Here is a 17,950-nt window from a genome sequence, read left to right on the forward strand (position 1 = left end):
CGCGACTGTAGACGGCCTTCGCCTTGATCCCAAGCGACGCAGCGATCTCCGCGATCGACCATCCCTCCAGATACGGAATCACGGCGTCCCGAATGCGCGGGCTGAGCTTCCCCAGGAACCGCTTGAGTCGGAACATCCCATAGATCGCATGCAGCAACGTCTCCGGCGACGTCCCGTCCTCCTGCTCGGGGAAATCCTCCGAGAAACCGACGAGGACCTCGCGCTCGTATCGTAGGCGATTGCGATAGTTGCGGGCATGGTTGAGTCCGATCACCCAAAGCCACGGACGGGCCTGCTCCGGCGTGACCAGGTACGAGAGGCGACGCCATACCGTGATGAAGATGTCTTGCAGGAGATCCTCGACGTCGCGGGGAGGTACGGCCTGGCCGAGAAGAAGGCGACGCAGGAATTGGCGGTGTTCGAGGTAGAGGCGGCCGAGCAAGGCGTGCGACGCCGAGAAGTTTGCCGGCGGCGAATGGTCGAGTAGCGTTGTCACAGCTCGTGAACTCCGGTCTGTGGGGTTTGCGTGTCAGACGCCGGTCGGTGTTGCAAGCGCCGGCTGGCGTCGCTTGTTTTGTCTCACGAATCGCGGGCGAACTCAACGGTAAATTGGCGGATTGGTTCGTCCGCGGAGAACCCACGATCCGTCGGGAATGGCGAGCGGGGGATCGTAATGGGGGCCGAGATCCAGGCCGTGCGGGCGGGCCGCCCTGGTGGGGACGGCCCGCCCGGGGGGTCAGGAGGCGCGGCGGTAGACGAGGCGGCCGAGGGTGGCGATGACGTGGTCCATGCGGTCGAGCGCCCGCGCGTCGACCGTGCCGATGTACCGCATGGCCTGAGCGACTTGGACGCAGGCCAGCACCTCCCGCGCCGAACCGAGGGCCGACTGATAGCGCTGCCGTTTATGCCCCGCTGTGTTCCCGGCCCCTTCTGCCGTATTGAGAGCCACGCTATGCATGGCCCTGCGCAGTTGTCGGGCGAGATCCGAATCCCTTCGTTCGATCTGCTCCGCGATACCTGCCGCGTCTCCAGCCATGGCCAAAATGACCTCGTAAATCCTCAGCATGACGAAACCCTCCGTCCGACGACCCTTTCGCCGGGACCCCCATCCCGCACCGTCGCGCGCAGGCCTCTTCAAGGCTGCGCAGCACCGCCCGGAGCCGCCCGGAGCAGCACGCAGTGCTGCGAGGACGGCGAGGACGGCTTGGCCTTGAAGAGGCCGAGCACGACGGTACGATCGCCGTCCCCGAGCGGGATCCCCTGATTACCGCTCCCGCTCCCGCTACCGCTACCGCTACCGCTACCGCTCCCGCTCCCGCTACCGCTACCGCTACCGCTACCGCTCCCGCTTCCGGCTTCGCGCCAATCATTCGCTATGTCATCGACCTTTTCGGCCTCGCGCCCGGTACAAGCGCCTCTCGAACCGCTCCCCGAGGCTCGCGCGCCCGGCGCAAGCGCCCTTCGGAGCGCTCCCCGAGGCTCGCGCGCCCGGTACGAGCGCTCTGCGGACCGTTCCCCACCGCTCCTGCGCCGGGCGCAAGCGCCCTTCGGAGCGCTCCCCGCCGCTCCTGCGCCCGGTACGAGCGCCCTTCGGACCGCTCCCCGCCGCTCTTGCGCCCGGCGCAAGCGCCCTTCGGAGCGCTCCCCGCCGCTCTTGCGCCCGGCGCAGGCGCCTCCAGAGCCGCTCCGACCCTCGCATGCTCCCCATGCAGCTCCGATCTGGAGCGCTCCGCTCCAATTTGGAACGGTCACCGCTCCATCCTGGATCACCCCTCGCGGCCCGCCCCTCGTTTCTCCGCTCGTCCCCGCTTGGCCAGCGATTTGCTGTGTCCCTCGATCGACCCGCATCGCGACATGCCGTCGCGACGGCCACAGCGAGGTTTCCCGTGCCCACGTCGCATACCCCCGCGCGCCGCGGAGACACAAGCTTCTGACGGCCCCGCTGGTTTCACGCTCGCGCGTGTCATCGGACGCCGTCAAAACCTCACATCCAGGCGCAGGTCGAGCAGCGCCGAGTGGGACCCGACCGATGGCAGCGTCACGAAGCTGAGCTGCGGTCCGAAAGCAACGCGCTTCGAGCGAAACGCGAAGCCCAGGCCGACGCCGGCCGCGAACCCATTGAACCGAGTGACGATGGGGCTGCGACCCAGCACGTCGGAACTGTAGAAGCCATAACCAAGATCCACGGACACGTATGGATCCGCCCAGAAACCGGCAGTCGGGTGGAATTCGAAAACGCTCGTAACGATGTCGGTGTCGATCGACGCACCGAAGCCGTCGTCATTGCCTCGGCCACGAACGCCGCGATAGGAGAAGCCACAAAAAAACGCCGGGGTCGGCTCCCAGCCACCCAACACGCGAAAGCTCCCCGCGAAGGCCCCAGGCCCGTGACCATCATCCATGCTCGCGCGTAGGGTGAAGCCTCCACCGAGCGATCCAGAGACTTTCAACCGCCAGGAATCATCGCGCGTCCCGGCGCCTTGCAGCGGTGCGCCGGGACCGACTTGGAGATACGCCTTGTCGGGGCTCGCCGCACGGGCGGTCGAAGCGTGCGACTGGATGGCGGCCATTGTGGCCGAGACGACGACGAAGCTGGCGAAGCGTGTTGTCATGGCCGCGCTGGATTGCACGCCGCGTACCACACAGCCGAAGCTGGACCATCGAGCCTGCGAGCCGCACCGAGCGCACAGCCTGTGGCCATGCAGCACGCAGCCACCTCGACTGTCGCGGAAGCGCGACAGCGTAGCGTTCTGGCCACGAGGCCACGAGGCGCTCAGCGGTGCGCCCGAGCCCCGCGTCCTTCGACCGCTTCCGCCTCCGCTTCCGCCTCCGCCTCCGCTTCCGCTTCCGCTTCCGCTTCCGCCTCCGCTCCCGCAATCCGCTTCCGCTTCCGCGGCGCCTCCACGCGCGGCACCGCGCGCACCGCGGTCAGAATGCGCGTCCGGAGCTCGCGGTGTTTCCTGAACCGTCGCCGCGCGACCCAGGGGAAAATCGTGCGCGCGATGAGGTAGACGAACCCGAACCACGCGACGGCGCCGAGGACGGCGCCAAACACGCTGTTCGTGGCGTGCAAGGTCGCCCCGAAGATCGGGAGCGCGCCGGAGAACCCGAGGCCGATCCCGAGACCAAAGAACAGGCCCGCAGCCATGGCGGCGAACGACTCCTCCACGCGAACGAAGGTCTTGCCGTTCCGCGCGCGCACCGTGACCGAGAATTGCCGCGTCTGCCGCTGCGGGTTCAGGGTGGGCGTCCACGTCAGGGTCTTGCCCACGATCTGCACCTGCCCCGCGTCCTCCATCACGCTGCGAATGACCTCGACCACCTCCTCGTGGGCGTCCGTCGAGATCTCCCCCTCGATCTCCTCCTCGAGGACCGTGCGCAGCGGCGCGCCAATCCAAGCGCTCCCCTTCTCCTCGGGCTTCAACATCGGCGCGTGCTCGTCCGCGGCGCCCCGAAGGGCCGTCTGCGGAATCCCGAGCTCAGCGGCGCGGCGCGCGAGCTCGCCCTCGGTCATCGAAGTCTCGACCGCCTGCGTCTCGGGGTCTTGCTCGGCGAGCGTGAGGGCCCGGCGCAGAATGCGGCGCACCTCGGCCGGAGGGAGCCTTCGCTCGCGAAAGGGATCGTCCATGGCCGCGGAGGATACACCGTCTCCCCCGGCCGTCCACGGATGAGGGGCCGGCGCACGCTCTCGTATAGGACTTTGGTCCCATGGTCCTCGGCGCCCGGAATCTCTAGAAAGGGGGACACGCAACGTCGTGGAGCCTTCCGAGGCTTTGCCACGGCGAAGTAGACCCGGGGCGGGTCGCCTTTGCAGTGCGGGTCGACGCGCCTCGCATCCCACAATCCATGAGGAGACTATGTCGTTACTAGGTGGCTTGCTACCCCCGATCGGTCTGGAGATCCCCTGCTCCATGTATGCAGTCAACGTGCCGCTGCGAGTGAATGTCCTCGGCATCGTCAGCCTGGACTTCAAGGGCGGGATCAAGGTCCGGGTCGAGAAGAACATCGCTGAGGGATTGGGCGGCGTCATGTTCAAGATCATCGGCCACGAGGTGTCGGCGGACTCCCCCGTGCTCGGAAAGGTCACCCTCAGCCAGGACTGGGACATCGACACGACCCCGCTGAGCCCGCTCGAGGTCATCAGCACGATGCCGCCCAAGTTCAAGAACACGCTCTACCACGACTTCACGTTCACCATCGAGAAGCCGCCGGGCGGTGGCCCCCCCCTCGTGCTGAAGAACACGAAGACGGCCGCGCTGGTCAACGACAACCTCCCGGTGTTTCCTCCGCAGGGCTCGGTCTACCAGCTCCAGCAGCCGGTCGATCTCGCACCGGCCGGCGCTCCGAGCCAGGTCGTCGCCACGATCATGCAGATGCCGTTCACGGTGTCGCACAACCCGTGAAACGAGCCTGATCCCCTCGCAGGGATCGGCGTCGCCAGGCTCGGGGGCGGAGCCCGTATCGGCGTCTTCGCCCCTGGCCGCGTCGGGCTTTCGGAAGAAAGATTCGACCCACGACTTCGGCAACTTCTTCGCCGTCGCGATCTCGAGCAGCTCCGCGTAGGTCGTTGTCCGCAGGGCATGGATGCCCTCTTTCCATTCGTCGGTCTCGTTCGAGACGAGCTGCCGATTTCCTTTGGCGTTGGTGCGCGCGTCGAGCGCGTCGAGCGCGGCCGTGCTGACCGTATCGATCGGCGCGGCGAACGGTGCGAGGTCGTGGCCCGCGCCGAGCTTTTTGGCCTCGGGCAGGAGCACGCCGCGCGTCTTCTCGCACTGCGCGCGGAGCCCCTTGCGCACGAATTGCCCCGGGGCCGCGCCGCCGAAGAATTTTCCGAGGAGCTCCGGCGCGAACGCGCGGGCGGCGTCGTTCGAGCGGGATGGCGGTGGAGCCGGCGAGGGACGGGGTTGTCTGTCGCTTTTCGGCTGGAGAGTGGGGGTGGATCACGTGTAGGGGTGCGTCGTGGTGTTCGGGAAAGCGGACGTTGAGCGTGGGGCCCGGTGGGTGCTGCTCGGGGTGCTCTGCGTGGGGAGCCTGGTGGCGTGTACGCCGAGGCCAGAGACGGCCGTGTACACGACGTTCCCGGTGGACAGGAATGAATCGCGGAGCGAAGGGTGCCCCGGGGAGCGTCCGCCTGGCGTCGCCGTCTTCGCGGAGGGCATGAAGCGGCCGGAGCCGGCGACGGGGCCCTCCCTCACCCTGACGCCCGAGGCGGCGGCGGTGCGCGCCGAGGGGCGGATCCGCGTGTGGTGTATCGTGACGACACAGGGAGAGGCGACGGACTGCGTCGTCGTGGAGACGATCCCGTACATGACCGACGTCGCACTCCAGGCGCTCGCGAAGCAGCGGTTCCAGCCGGCGGAGCAGGACGGGGAGCCGATCGCGGTGGATTACGAGTTCCGGTGGGACATCCGATGGCCTGATGCGCCCCCGCCCGCTTCTCCACGAGGCACCGAGTCGACGCCGCCGACGTTCAAGTCCTTGCCCAAGGACAAAATCACGAGGCCACGACATGTGTCCGGTCCCCAGATACGCTATACGCCGCTCGCGTTGTGCAATCGCGTGGATGGTATCATGAAGGTGCAATGCGTCATGACGGAGGAGGGGCGTCTCCAGGAGTGCCGCGTCTTGCAGACGGTGCCTTACATGGAGCAGGCCGTCCTCCGCGTGCTCGAAGCGTCCCGATACACGCCGGTCATCCTCGACGGTCGCCCTGCCCGGGTCAGGTACACGTTTACGATCAGGTTGGTCATGCCGAAAGAGCAATGACTCGCTCGATGCCGTGAATGGGGAGGGCGCACTGCCGACTTACTCGTCGACGACGCGGATCGGGAGCCACTTGAATCCGGTCACGCCTGCGTCCTTGAAGATGCGCCAGACCTTGGGGGAGACGACGAAGTACGGTTGCCACACGACGGCCGTCTTCAGGTCGCCGTTCCACCGAACGTACCCGAAGTGCTCCCACATCCGGTTCACGTCCTGAGCCCCTTCGAGGTCCCGGGCGCGGTAGGTGAAACGCTCGGGGCTCGTCGTGTCGATCTTGCCGCGCTTGCAGGTCTTGCATGCGCTGTCGAAGTGGATCCCGGTCGAGCGCGGCGACAATGGGGGCAGGGTATGCGCCGCCCACATCTGCTTCCAGATCAGCTCGTCCGGCACCTCGTCTGGCTGGATCCCATACACAGTCCGGAGGGAGAGCCCGGAGAGGTTCGCGCGCGCGAGCGTCTCGGCGAGCGGCTGGTCGACGATGATCTCGCTGTAGCTGGATACGGCGCGAAATCGTCCGAGACCCACCATGGTTGGGCCTGCGCCATCGAGCATGTACGCCCCTGTCTGCCGCATCCCGGCGCCGCACGCCGGGCAGGCGTTCGAGAGATCGTACTCCGTGTAGAAGCGGGGACCTCCGACGACGTGGTTATCCGCAAGCGCCTGTACGACGATCAAGCGCGCGGCCTCGTACTCCTCGTCCGTGTACTCGTCCCAGCGATCCTCCGACCATTGGACCTTGTAGGCGAGCAGGAGCTTCTGCAGGGTGAGGAGGCGAGGGTCGTCGATGTCGAGCGTAACATAAACAAAAACTTGCTTCAGAAACTTGTTATCGCTGACCTCGGCCACATCGGGACCACACCCCGCGGGGCCCAAGACGGTCTGTTCGCGTCTCGGAACGTCATTCCCGTCAAACTTTACCCGTACCTTGGTTTTCATCGTACCACTTTCACCCACCTGATTCGCTTACTTCTCGAAGTAATGCGCGATTGTCTTCAACCAGTGAGGCGACTTCTTGTACGCTTCCTCGTATGCCTTCCATAGGGCCTGGCGGTTTTTCCCTGGAATGTGTAGCGTGTACTTCCTCAGCTCGTTCGTCACCACCGTGTGCGCCTCCTCCGAGAGGATCACCGACGGCCCATCCAGGGCATCGAGGCCGATCTCCGTCATCTTCTTGACCTCGTAGATGTGGTGCGCTTGCCACGCCCGACCATACTTCGCCGTGAAGTGCCGCATCACGCGGAACGGCGCGATCACCCCTGCCTCCGACAGCGCCTTCGTCAGCGCCTCTCCATGCTCCTCCGCCAGGTACTTGGCCGCATCTTCCGACAGCTCACTCACGTCCTTGATGACGACCTTCTCCCCACGTGCCAAGGCCTCCGACGTCGCCTTCATGAACTGGTTGCCGAGCCCCATCGCCACCGGCGAGAACATCACGGCCGCGGCCGCCGCCTGGAGCCTCGGGTCGTTCGGCCCGTCGGCGTTCATTCCGCCGACAATCCCGTATTCCTTTCCGTCGGGCCGATAGAGGTCCTCGTTCATTTGCAGGTTGAAGATCGCCCCAGCGATCACGACCTGCTCCAGGATGGCCCCGGCTCGCGTCTTCTTCTTCGCCTCGGCGTCCCGCTTGCACCCCTCCTTCGTCTGCTCGCAGGACGCCACACTGGAGAGCGGCGCTCCAGGGCGAAACACGCGCTCCGGCAGCGCGCCGCCCCGATCCACCAGCGTGCAATGCTCGTCCACGCACTTCGGCGGATGCACCTCGTCTTTCTTCGGCAAGGTGGACGTCGAAGGTAAAAGCGGCTCGTTCGAGAGCACGCCTTCGGGCGGAGGCGGCGCGGGCCGAGGCTTCTCCGGCGGACGCTCCGGCATCTTCTTCACGCCGGGCGGCACGGTCTCCCCTTGTTCGTCCTTCACCGGTTGGGGCGAAGGCTTCGGCGGCTCCGAGCCTTCGGCGGGTGCGGACGTTCCTGCCTTCCCCTCCTCGGCCGGGGCCTTGGGCGCGTCCTTCGGCGGAGCTGGCTTCGGGTGCGGCGGCGGCGCCGGGCAGGTCAGCTTGTTGTGCGGGATCGGCAGGAGTCTCGTGCTCGCAGGCGGCGCGTAGGGGTCGAACACGTAGACGGTGAGCCCCTGGCTCTTCGTGGTGAACTTCGCGCGGCTCGTGGTCCACAGGGCCTTCGCCCCCGGCGAATAGGCCCATTCGTTCACGTTCGGCGCGACGTCCGGCGGCTTGACGCAGACGCGGATGACGTCCGCGCGGGCGACGTTCGGTACGCACACGACGAGGAGGATCAGCGGCAAGCACCAGGTGAAGACGCGACGAAGCATCAGCGGACCCCTTGGCCAGCAGAGGGCCACCGATGATGCCGAAAGCATTCCAGGGGCACAAACTTTGTCCGACCGAGCCCCCGCTCAACAATCCATCAATGCGCCGCGTACCACGCCGCCCACGTGGTCCAGAGGTGCACCTGGTGGGCCGGCTCCTGGAAGCCGTGGGGCTCGCGGGGATAGCGGTGCAGCCGCACCTCGCAGCCGATGTCGGTGAGCGCGCGGTAGAGGATCAGGCCATTGATCGGCGGCACACGCGAATCCTCGTCGCCGTGCGCGATCAGCGTCGGCGTGACGACCTTGCTCAGCGAGCGCAGCGGATTCGAATCGGCGAACTCCTCGGGCTGCTTCCAGGGATCGCCCCGGAACTCCCATTGCGCGGCCGCGCCGTGGTTGATGTCCGACCCGGCATACTGCGCCACCACGTCGACGACGCCAGCGCCGACCACCGCGGCGCGATAACGGCGCGTGTGGCCAATGGTCCACGCGGTGACGTACCCTCCCCAGGACCAACCCCCATAATAGAGGCGCTGCGGATCGACACGTCCGGCCGCGATGAGCGAATCCACGCCGCTCTCGATGTCGGCGAGCTCGACCTCGCCCAGGCGGCCCCGATTGGCCGCGTAAAACGCCTGGCCATAACCGAAGCTGCCGCGGTAGTTCGGGCGCAGGACGGAATAACCGCGCGCCGCCATGTACTGCGCGAAGGCATTGAACCCGTCCTGGCTCACGTCGTCGGGCCCGCCGTGCGGGGCGACGAGCAGCGGCGCAGGGCCCGCGCCCGCGTGCGGCGTGACCGTGAGGAGGCCCTCGATCTCGACGCCGTCCGCATTCTTCCACTTCACGACCTCGGTCTTGGCCACGGTCCATCCCGCGATGCGGCTCGATTGCGGCGCGACCACCTGCAAGGCGCCGGTCTGCAGGTCGACCACCGTCGGCGCGTGGGGATCGGTCGGCCCGGACGAGATCGTCGCCGTGAAGCGCCCCGATCGATCGGTCGTGCCGAGGGGCCCGAGCAAGCGCGTCGTCCGGCCGAGCTGCGTGGCGCTGCCGCCGGCCGCGGGGACGCGCACGAGCTTCGTGCCGGTCCGCTCGGCGACGAGCAGGGTCAGGTTCCGGCTGTCGCCCGACCACGCGAAGCTGCCGATCGCGGCGTCGAGCTTGTCCGCCACGTCCCAGGACCGCCCGCTCGCGACCTCGTACACCTCGAGCGCATTGAGCAGCGAGAGCGTGTTCTTGCCGCTTTGCACGGCCACGTAGCGCCCGTCCGGCGACCAGGCGACGTTCCCGAGCGGTCGCGGCTCCCGGGTCAGATCGCGGACCGTGCCGCCGTCGGCGGCGCGGAGGATCCGCGCGGAGTGCCGCAAGGAAGCGTCGTGGGGATCCGAGGAAGGCGAGGTGATCACGACGAACGTCCGGCTGTCTGGCGAAAAGCGGAACGCGAGCACGCTCTCCTTGCCCGGGGTGACGCGGCGCGGAGCCTTGCCGCCTCGTTCGAGAACCCAGAGCTGCGAGGACCGGAAGCGGGTGGCCTCGTCGATCACGCCCCCGCTGCGCCACGCGGCCTCCTTTTCGGCCTGGGAGAGCGGCGGCGCCGCGGTGAAGGCGATGGAGCGGCCGTCGGGCGCGATTTCGTAGTCCTCGAATTCGAGCGCGCCGACATCGAGCACCTCGGCCTCGCCGCCGTCGAGCGGCAGCACGTGGATCTTGCGGCCCTCGCCCTCCGCGCGAACGAACGCAATGGCGCGGCCGTCGGGCAGCCATTTCGGGTTTCCGACCGATTTCTGGGCCCGCGTGAGCTGCCTGGGGGCGCCGCCCGCGCGCCCCACCACCCAGAGCTGCGCCTCGGACTTCCAGCCGCCGGAGGTGTCGCTGTCCGAGGGCGTCGCCTCCGCATCGAGCCGCGTCTCTTTCACGACATAGGCGATCTGCTGGCCGTCCGGGGAAAGGGTGACGCCCTGGATCCGCGGCAAGGACGCGAGGTCGACCGCGAGCGGCCGCGTCTCGGCGTGCGCCTCCGCCGGGAGCGTGGGCACCGCGGCAGGCGGGGATCCGGCAGGCGCGGAGGGCGTGGAGGGCGCGGTCCACGGCGGGAGCGCGGCCGCGATCGGGGATGCGGCGGCAGAGGACGTCGCGGGAGGCGTGGCGGGATCCGAGGTCGGGACCGCACCACAGCCGAGGAGGGAGAGGGCCAGGAAGGTCGAGAAGCGCGCTCGCATGGCGGGCGACGCTAGCACGAGGCGCGCGGCTTTCGGGGGCCCGGGCAAAGTCACGCTCGGGCTGGCGCGACTTTTCCTCTCCCACGAAACTTTGCCCGCCTCCCCCACCCACGTTAGGAGCCCCTCTCCCGGACGAAACCACCGAGGAGAGATCGATGAAGACGAAAGGCAAGAAGGCAGCGCAAAAGAAGAGCGAGGGAGGCAAGAAGGGCGCGAAGGTCGCGACCGCCGCCGCCCTCGCGCCGAGCGCGCCGCCGCCGCCCGCGCCCGCGCTCGCAGAGCCGGCCGCGATCGACGAGGATTCGAAAGCGCCCGCCGCCTCCGAGCGCAGGCCCGTGTCGCTCGAGGAGCGTCGCCGGCTGATCGCGCTCGCCGCGTATCACCGGGCCGAGACGATCGGGCTTGGCACGACGGACCCCGTGGAGGACTGGCTCGTCGCCGAGCGCGAGATCGACGCCATGCTGGCCGGCGAGGTCGTGCACTGAAGGGAGAGGAGACCCCTCCCCCGGCGCCACCCGCCGCAGCCGAACCGGGCCGGCTGCGCGAGGTGGCGCTTTTGTTTTTGCGCCTCGGATTCACCTCGTTCGGCGGCCCGGCCGCGCACGTCGCGCTCATGGAGGCCGAGGTCGTCGTCCGCCGGAAATGGGTGACGCGCGAGGAGTTTTTGGATCTTTTCGCCGCGACGAACCTGATCCCGGGGCCGAACTCCACCGAAATGGCGATCCACCTCGGGTATCGCCGCGCCGGCACGCCGGGGCTCGTCGTCGCCGGGGCCTGCTTCATCCTGCCGGCCGCGCTGATCACGGCCGGGTTCGCGGTCGCCTACGAGCGCCTGCGCACGCTGCCCGCGCTCGAAGGGCTGCTCTACGGTCTGAAGCCGGCGATGCTCTCGATCGTGCTCGCGGCCATGGCGCGGCTCGTGCTCCCTCGAAAAAAAGATTGGTTTTTCCTGGCCCTCGGCTTCGCCGCGGCCGCGGCGAGCGTGCTCGGGGTGAACGAGATCGGCGTGCTCTTCGGAGGCGCCGCGCTCGGCGCGATCGCCTCGGGCGCGAAGAAGCCCCCCGAAAAACCGCCGTCCGATACGAAAAAGGCGGGGGTGTCGCCCGCCGTGCTGGCCCTTCCCTTCGCCGCCTCCACGGCCGCGGGCGCCGGAAAGCTCCTTCCGCTCGGGCTGTTTTTCCTCAAAGTCGGGAGCATCCTCTACGGCAGCGGATACGTGCTGATCGCGCTGCTCCGCACGGGGCTCGTGACCGAGCGGGGCTGGCTCACCGAGGCGGAGCTGCTCGACGCGGTCGCGATCGGGCAATTCACGCCCGGGCCCGTGCTCTCCACGGCGACGTTCATCGGATACCTGATCGAAGGCCCCGCCGGCGCGGCCGTCGCCACGCTCGCCATTTTCCTCCCGAGCTTCGTCCTCGTCCGCGCGAGCGCGCCGATCCTGCCGAAAATGCGCGCCGCCCCGCGCCTCGCCGGCCTGCTCGACGGCGCCGCCGCCGCGTCGCTCGGCCTGCTCGTCGCCGCCACGATCGCCCTCGGCCGCGGCGCGCTCGTCGACGTCCCCGCATGGCTGATCCTCGTCGCCGCCTTGCCCGTCGCGATGCAGCCGAAGATCAATGCGACGTGGATCGTGGTGGGCGGCGCCCTCGCCGGACTCGTGGTTCGCGCGGTGCTCGGACATTCGTCATAAATGCGGAATCAGGTTCGCTGGGGCCCAAGGGAACCCCCCTGACGCTTGGGGCTACGCCCCAAACCCCGGAAAAACCCGATGCATGTTTCGACGCACTGCGCTACCGTCCGGCCGCCATGATCGTCATGAAGTTCGGCGGCAGCTCCGTCGCCAACCGCAAGCAAATCGAGAAGGTGCTCGCGATCGTCCGCGGGCGCGCAGCGCGAACGCCGCTCGTCGTGAGCTCGGCCCATAAGGGCATGACCGACGCGCTGCTCTCGGGCGCGCGCGAGGCCGCCCGCGGCGTCTACGCCCCCGAGCGCGTGATCGAGCGGCAAGCCGCGATCGCCCGCGAGCTCGGCTGCGACGACGCCCTGCTCGCGCCCTTCTACGAGGAAATCTCGGCCCTCTACCGGGGCCTGTCGCTCGTGCGGGAGCTCAGCTTGCGCAGCCTCGACTACGCCGCGAGCTTCGGCGAGCGCATGGCCGTGCGGGTCATCGCCGATTTCTTCACGCGAGAGGGCCTGCCCGCCCAGGCCTTCGACGTCTGGGATCTCGGTTTTCTCACGGACGCGGCGTTCGGCTCGGCGCGCCCCCTGCCCGGCTACGAGGACGCGATGAAGCGCGCGGTGCGCGAGCGCGTGCCGGCAGGCGTCGTGCCCATCGTGACGGGCTTCGTCGGAAAAACCGAGGCCGGCGACATCACGACCGTCGGCAGGAACGGCAGTGATCTCACGGCGACGCTCGTCGGCGCGGCCATCGCCGCCGAGGAGGTCGAGATCTGGAGCGACACCGACGGCGTCATGACCGCGGATCCGAGCGTCGTGAAGAATGCCCGCTCGATCCCCGAGATGCGCTTCGACGAGGCCGCGGAGCTCGCCTACTTCGGCAGCCGCGTCCTGCACCCATCGACGCTCGTCCCGGCGATCGAGAACAACATCCCGGTCCGCGTGCTCAACACGAACCGGCCCGAGCACCCCGGCACGGTCATCCGCGAGGCCGCGCCGTCGAGCAAGCTGCCGGCGACGAGCATCGCCTACAAGGAAGGGCAGCTCGCCGTGACGATCTGCTCGACGCGGATGTTCGGCGCCGCGGGCTTCCTCGGCGATGCGTTCCAGGCGCTCGGGCGGCACGAGGTCGTGGTCGACATGATCGCCACCTCGGAGGTGAGCGTGTCGTTCACGACGGACCGCCGCGAGCCGCTGGAGCGCGCCCTGCCAGACCTCGAGCGGCTCGGCGACGTGCGCGTCGAGGCGGGAAAGACGCTGATGGTGGTCGTGGGCCGCAGGCTCGCGGAGCAGGCGGGCCTCGGCGCGGCGATCTTGCAGGCCGTCGCGGACGCAGGCGTGAACGTCGAAATGGTGAGCTACGGGATGAAGAGCATCAGCCTGACGATGCTCGTGGCCGACAAGGACGTAGGCGCCGCGTCGGCGGTGCTGCACGAGAGGCTCTTCGAGCGCGCTTGACGCCGGCCGGCGCGTGGTCGATTGCAGGGGGATGAAGAAGATCGCCCTGTTCTGGCCCGGCGACGCGCGGGCCAAGCCGAACGAGGTCGCCGTCCCCAGCATCACGGCGGCGACGGCCGAGCTCGAACGAGCGCTCCAGAAGCTCGGCCACGCGCCCTACCGGATCGAGGGGTTTCTTTCGAAGCCGCACGAGTCGATCGAGAAGCTCGGGCCCGTCGACGATCCGATGATCGGCGTGTGCGTGCACTGGTTTTACGGGCCACACACGACGGACGGCGTGGTCGGCAAGGAAAACCCCTTGCTTCTGGCCTCGAATTTCTCGGGCCGCTGGCCCGGCCTCGTGGGCCTGCTGAACACGGGCGCGTGTCTGGAGAGCCTCGATCGGCCGTTCTCGCGGATCTGGACGGACGCGGAGGACTGGTCCGCGGACAAGGCGTTCATGGAGCGGCTCGACACGTGGTGCCAGACGGGCCGCCTCGCCTGGCCGGAGGACGCGATCCGCGAGCCCGGCCCGATCGCGCCGGCGGCGGAGGCGATCGCCCGGAAGGTGGCCGCGGAGATCCACAAGCGGCGCGTGCTCCTGCTCATGCTCGGCGACACCTCGATGGGCATGATCAACGGGTATTTCGGCCCGCGGCTCCTGAACAAGCACGGCTTCACCGAGCACAAGATCGATCAGGCGTGGATCATCGATCGCGGCCGGGGCATCGCCGACAAGCGCATCGACGACGCGCTCCGGTTCGTGAAGGATCGGGGCCTCACGTTCCACTGGGGCGAGAACGGCGCGGCCGATTTCGACGAGCGCGCGACGCGCGAGCAGCTCCGCGATTACCTCGTGGTGCTCGACCTCGTGAACGAATACAAGGCCGATTGCCTCGGCTGGCAATACCAGCTCGGGCTCATCCCGCTCCGCCCGCCCTCGGACCTCGCCGAGGGCCTGTTCAATTCGGCGTGTCGCCCCGAATCGAACGGGACGACGATCGCCTGCGCGACCGAGGCCGATCAGGGCAACGCCATCCCGATGGAGCTGATGAAGCGGCTCCTGCGAGAAAAAGGCCTGCACGAGGCCGTGATGTTCCACGACGTGCGCTGGGGCGGCGAGCACGACGGCCGCTTCTTGTGGGTGCTCCTGAACTCGGGATCGTGCGGCGCATACGCGTTCAACCACGACAAGGACACGCTGCGCGGCGCGCACAGCTACCGGCAGCCGGCGATGTATTTCCCGACGCCGGGCGGCTCGTTCGCGGGCGAGAGCTTGCCCGGCGCGATGACCTGGGCGCGTACGTACATCAAAGAAGGCGCGCTCTGGATGGATATCGGGAAAGGCGAGGTGGTGAAGCTCCCGCCCGAGGTGCGCGACGCCTGGTGGGAGGGCACGACGCGCGAATGGCCGTTCATGGCGGCGGACATGGGGATCGGCCGCGATACGCTGATGGCGCATTACCTCTCGAATCACGTGGCCGTGGCCTACGGGGACGTGTTCGACGAGATGGTCGCGCTGTCGCGCGAGCTCGGCTTCAAGGTGCGTGTTCTCGCCGATCGGGCGGGGTGAGGCGGCTTTTTCGCCAGCGCGCCGCGACGTACGCTCGGCTTGGTCGGTCTCCTTTTCGAGGACGATCGGCCGGGCGTGGGCGAGCAAGAGGAGATGGCCCTCCACGTTGCGAAGCTGTTGCCCTCTCGTTAGCCTTGTCGGGACGGGAGTGCTCTGGTTCCGCCATTCCGAGCGAGGGTTGATGCAAACAGCCGACGAGCACCGCGGCGCGCGGCTCGAGGCCCCCCGGAGCGCTCGTGTGGTGCCGGGGAAGGCGTGGTACGCCTACGGCCTTTCCATTGCGGTGATGCTCGTCGTCGTCATCGTCCGGTTTTCCCTCGAACCGTGGATGGGCGACAATGCGCCCCTCCTCGCCTTGCTCCTCCCCGTGGCCATCGCCGCCGCGTACGGCGGCATCTGGCCGGGCATCTTCGCCACGAGCCTCTCGGCACTCCTCGGGATCCTGCTTTTTCTGAGCCCGCTCGGCAGTCTGTCCATCGATTCGTTCGCGGATCAGGTGCGCCTCGCGCTCTTCCTGGTCATGGGGTTTTCCATCAGCGTGCTCAACGAGCGAGCGCGGCGCGGGCGCGAGGCCGGCCTCGCCCGAAACCTCGACGCGCGCATTCACGCCGAAGCAGAGGTTCGTCGTCGCAATGCGGAGCTCGAACGGCGAATCGCAGAGCGAGCGGCCGCGCTGGAGGCGAGCGAGCGCGAGGTAGCGTTGTCGCTCGAGGCCGCGCGGCGGGCCGAGGAGGCGCTCCGCGAGAGCGAGGCCGTCGCGCGCCGGCAGCTCGCCGAGCTCGAAGCGACATACGCAGCGGCGCCGATCGGGCTCTGCGTGATCGATCGGGATCTCCGCTGGGTGCGGATCAACCGGCGGCTCGCCGAGATCAACGGGATTCCCCCCGCGGCGCACATCGGCCGCTCGATACGTGAGATCCTGCCGAACCTCGCGGACCTGGCCGAGCCCATGTTTCGCAAGGTCCTGGAGACGGGCGAGCCACTGCTGAACGTGGAGCTCGTCGGCGAGACCCCCGCCAAGCCCGGCAAGAAGCGGGTCTGGATGGAGAGTCTTTTCCCGCTCCGGGACGCAGGCGGCGTGATCGTCGGCGTGAACGTGGTCTGCGAGGAGGTCACCGAGCGCAGGGAGGCCGCGGCGGCCCTCGCCGAGAGCGCGGATCGGCTGCGTATCGCCCTCGACGGGGCAAAGGCCGGGTGGTGGGAGTACGACGTCGCGAGCGACCTCTACACATGGTCCGACGCCGAATACGAGCTCTACGGGCACGACTTGAAAAACCGCCCGCTTCACTCCGCCGACTGGCGCAGCCGGATCCATCCGGCCGATCTGCCAGCATCCGACGCCGACATGGATCGCCTCATGGCGCAGAGGATCTCGGATTTCACGCAGGAGTTCCGCGTGCTGCACCCAGAGAAAGGCGAGCGCTGGATCCACTCGCTCGGGCGCATCACGTACGACGCGGAAGGCAAGCCGGTGCGAATCGTGGGGATCAGCCGCGACGTGACCGACGAGAAGAAGGCGGCGATCGAGCGCCTGTTCCTGCTGGAGAGCGAGCGCGCAGCGCGGGCCGAGGCCGAGCGAGCGAGCCGCATGAAAGACGAGTTCCTCGCGACCTTGTCCCACGAGCTGCGCACGCCCCTGAACGCGATCCTCGGCTGGACGCAGCTCGTGCAGCGGCCCGGGATCCGGCCGGATCAGCTCGCCAAGGGCCTCGCGGTGATCGACCGCAACACGCACCTGCAAGCGCAGCTCATCAACGATCTGCTCGACGTGAGCCGCATCGTCTCGGGCAAGATCCACGTGGATCTCCAGCCAACGCAGCTCGCGCCGGTGGTGGAGGCCGCAATCGAGGCCTGCCGCGCCGCCGCGGAGGCGAAGGGCGTCACAGTCCGCGGGCCCCGGGATCCGGCGCGAGTCGCGGTGCGCGGCGACCCAGCGCGGCTGCAGCAGGTCGTCTGGAACCTGGTCTCGAACGCGATCAAGTTCACGCCCAAGGGCGGGCGCGTGGAGGTCTCGCTGACGCAAGCAGGCGAGAGCGCCGTGCTCACCGTGCACGACACGGGTCAAGGCATCACGCCCGAGTTCCTTCCGTTTCTGTTCGAACGATTCCGCCAGGCCGACTCCTCGATGGCGCGGCGGCACGGCGGCCTCGGCCTCGGGCTCTCGATCGTCAAACGGCTCGTGGAGCTGCACGGAGGCGTGGTGCGCGCCGAGAGCAAGGGCCAAGGAAAAGGCGCAACCTTCACAGTCGAGCTGCCCTGCGAAGCCCGCGAGCGCAGCCGCGCGCCCTCGCAGCTGCCGCAGAGCGCGCCGCCGAAGGATCCGCGAAACCTGCAGGGCGTGGCCGTACTCGTGGTCGACGACGAGGCCGACTCACGCGAGCTCGTGAAGCGCGTGCTGGAGGAACACAAGGCCGTCGTGTGCACAGCCGCGTCAGCCGCAGAGGCACTCGACGTCTCCGCCTCACGACCCATCGATCTCATCGTGAGCGACATCGGAATGCCAGGCATGGACGGCTACGCGCTCCTCCGGGAAATCCGGGCACGGCGCGACGGCCACGAAAAAGAGATCGTCGCAGTGGCAGTGACCGCATTCGCGCGGCCCGAAGACCGAGAACGCGCACTCGCCGCAGGCTACCGCGCCCACCTCGCAAAGCCCTTCGAGCCCGCCGAGCTGGTGTCACTGCTCGCAGGGCTGCGCGAGGCGAGCTAGGAGCGCTGCGCCGGGGTTTCACCCCGGACCCGACCAGGGGTTGTCCACCCCTGGACCCGGACCAGGGCCAGCCCTGGACCTTTGGGCATCGACTGCGCTTCGCGCAGTCGATGCGGGGAAAGAGCTTCAAGCAGTTCGCCCCCTCTTGGCAGCGCCAGCCCTGGACCCTTTGGGGAAGAACTGCGCGATGCGCAGTTCTTCCCACAGGCCGGTGGTACCGCGTTGCCGACGGACCCGTCCGCGCTGCGG

14 protein-coding genes are annotated in these 17,950 nt (G+C 68.3%); 7 read left to right on the forward strand and 7 right to left on the reverse strand.

The annotated features are described in order from the left end of the window. From QHF85_RS32000 to QHF85_RS32015, 4 genes are all read right to left on the reverse strand, one after another. Window positions 1–496: RNA polymerase sigma factor (locus QHF85_RS32000; RefSeq protein WP_281331176.1), on the reverse strand; the 496-nt coding region annotated here is incomplete at its 3' end. A gap of 240 nt (window positions 497–736) precedes the next feature. Next, entirely contained in the window at window positions 737–1,066 is a 330-nt protein-coding gene (locus QHF85_RS32005; protein WP_281331177.1) for a four helix bundle protein, read from the reverse strand. Window positions 1,067–1,976: 910 nt separating this feature from the next. After that, window positions 1,977–2,612, reverse strand: coding sequence for a hypothetical protein (locus QHF85_RS32010; RefSeq protein WP_281331178.1), 636 nt, complete (start codon window positions 2,610–2,612; stop codon window positions 1,977–1,979). Between the two features lie 161 nt (window positions 2,613–2,773). Further along, window positions 2,774–3,628, reverse strand: coding sequence for a hypothetical protein (locus QHF85_RS32015; RefSeq protein ID WP_281331179.1), 855 nt, complete (start codon window positions 3,626–3,628; stop codon window positions 2,774–2,776). Between the two features lie 298 nt (window positions 3,629–3,926). Here QHF85_RS32015 and QHF85_RS32020 point away from each other — a divergent pair, with 298 nt between their 5' ends. Both QHF85_RS32020 and QHF85_RS32025 read left to right on the forward strand, forming a co-directional pair. Beyond that, window positions 3,927–4,403, forward strand: a complete 477-nt coding sequence (locus QHF85_RS32020) for a hypothetical protein (RefSeq protein ID WP_281331180.1) — start codon at window positions 3,927–3,929, stop codon at window positions 4,401–4,403. Window positions 4,404–4,959: 556 nt separating this feature from the next. Beyond that, window positions 4,960–5,766 carry an energy transducer TonB gene (locus tag QHF85_RS32025; protein WP_281331181.1) on the forward strand — a complete coding sequence of 269 codons (807 nt, stop codon included), beginning with the start codon at window positions 4,960–4,962 and terminating at the stop codon, window positions 5,764–5,766. Between the two features lie 39 nt (window positions 5,767–5,805). On the opposite strand, the gene QHF85_RS32030 is transcribed toward QHF85_RS32025, so the two are convergent. The 3 genes from QHF85_RS32030 to QHF85_RS32040 form a co-directional block, all read right to left on the reverse strand. Continuing rightward, window positions 5,806–6,609 (reverse strand): hypothetical protein, encoded by an 804-nt coding sequence (locus tag QHF85_RS32030; RefSeq protein ID WP_281331182.1) that lies wholly within the window; start codon window positions 6,607–6,609, stop codon window positions 5,806–5,808. Between the two features lie 117 nt (window positions 6,610–6,726). Next, window positions 6,727–8,088 carry a hypothetical protein gene (locus QHF85_RS32035; protein WP_281331183.1) on the reverse strand — a complete coding sequence of 454 codons (1,362 nt, stop codon included), beginning with the start codon at window positions 8,086–8,088 and terminating at the stop codon, window positions 6,727–6,729. A gap of 95 nt (window positions 8,089–8,183) precedes the next feature. After that, window positions 8,184–10,307, reverse strand: coding sequence for a S9 family peptidase (locus QHF85_RS32040; protein ID WP_281331184.1), 2,124 nt, complete (start codon window positions 10,305–10,307; stop codon window positions 8,184–8,186). A gap of 155 nt (window positions 10,308–10,462) precedes the next feature. Here QHF85_RS32040 and QHF85_RS32045 point away from each other — a divergent pair, with 155 nt between their 5' ends. From QHF85_RS32045 to QHF85_RS32065, 5 genes are all read left to right on the forward strand, one after another. After that, on the forward strand, window positions 10,463–10,792 hold the full coding sequence (locus tag QHF85_RS32045) for a DUF2934 domain-containing protein (RefSeq protein ID WP_281331185.1): 330 nt from the start codon (window positions 10,463–10,465) through the stop codon (window positions 10,790–10,792). 62 nt (window positions 10,793–10,854) lie between these two features. Beyond that, the gene (gene chrA / locus QHF85_RS32050) at window positions 10,855–11,994 is read left to right on the forward strand and encodes a chromate efflux transporter (RefSeq protein ID WP_281331186.1); all 1,140 of its coding nucleotides are present in this window, start codon (window positions 10,855–10,857) and stop codon (window positions 11,992–11,994) included. Between the two features lie 116 nt (window positions 11,995–12,110). Continuing rightward, window positions 12,111–13,439 (forward strand): aspartate kinase, encoded by a 1,329-nt coding sequence (locus tag QHF85_RS32055; protein ID WP_281331187.1) that lies wholly within the window; start codon window positions 12,111–12,113, stop codon window positions 13,437–13,439. 31 nt (window positions 13,440–13,470) lie between these two features. After that, window positions 13,471–14,991 carry a hypothetical protein gene (locus QHF85_RS32060; protein WP_281331188.1) on the forward strand — a complete coding sequence of 507 codons (1,521 nt, stop codon included), beginning with the start codon at window positions 13,471–13,473 and terminating at the stop codon, window positions 14,989–14,991. Window positions 14,992–15,172: 181 nt separating this feature from the next. Then, window positions 15,173–17,701: an ATP-binding protein gene (locus QHF85_RS32065; RefSeq protein WP_281331189.1), complete on the forward strand. Its 2,529-nt coding sequence runs from the start codon at window positions 15,173–15,175 to the stop codon at window positions 17,699–17,701. Window positions 17,702–17,950 lie beyond the last annotated feature (249 nt).

The sequence above is a fragment of the Polyangium sp. 6x1 genome (assembly GCF_029946515.1).
GTDB lineage: Bacteria > Myxococcota_A > Polyangia > Polyangiales > Polyangiaceae > Polyangium.

Bases quoted from the DNA above. Each gene is read 5' to 3' on its own strand.
- QHF85_RS32005 (WP_281331177.1), bottom strand. From the start codon at position 1,066: ATGCTGAGGATTTACGAGGTCATTTTGGCCATGGCTGGAGACGCGGCA.
- QHF85_RS32010 (WP_281331178.1), bottom strand. From the start codon at position 2,612: ATGACAACACGCTTCGCCAGCTTCGTCGTCGTCTCGGCCACAATGGCC.
- QHF85_RS32015 (WP_281331179.1), bottom strand. From the start codon at position 3,628: ATGGACGATCCCTTTCGCGAGCGAAGGCTCCCTCCGGCCGAGGTGCGC.
- QHF85_RS32035 (WP_281331183.1), bottom strand. From the start codon at position 8,088: ATGCTTCGTCGCGTCTTCACCTGGTGCTTGCCGCTGATCCTCCTCGTC.
- QHF85_RS32040 (WP_281331184.1), bottom strand. From the start codon at position 10,307: ATGCGAGCGCGCTTCTCGACCTTCCTGGCCCTCTCCCTCCTCGGCTGT.
- QHF85_RS32045 (WP_281331185.1), top strand. From the start codon at position 10,463: ATGAAGACGAAAGGCAAGAAGGCAGCGCAAAAGAAGAGCGAGGGAGGC.
- QHF85_RS32055 (WP_281331187.1), top strand. From the start codon at position 12,111: ATGATCGTCATGAAGTTCGGCGGCAGCTCCGTCGCCAACCGCAAGCAA.
- QHF85_RS32060 (WP_281331188.1), top strand. From the start codon at position 13,471: ATGAAGAAGATCGCCCTGTTCTGGCCCGGCGACGCGCGGGCCAAGCCG.
- QHF85_RS32065 (WP_281331189.1), top strand. From the start codon at position 15,173: ATGCAAACAGCCGACGAGCACCGCGGCGCGCGGCTCGAGGCCCCCCGG.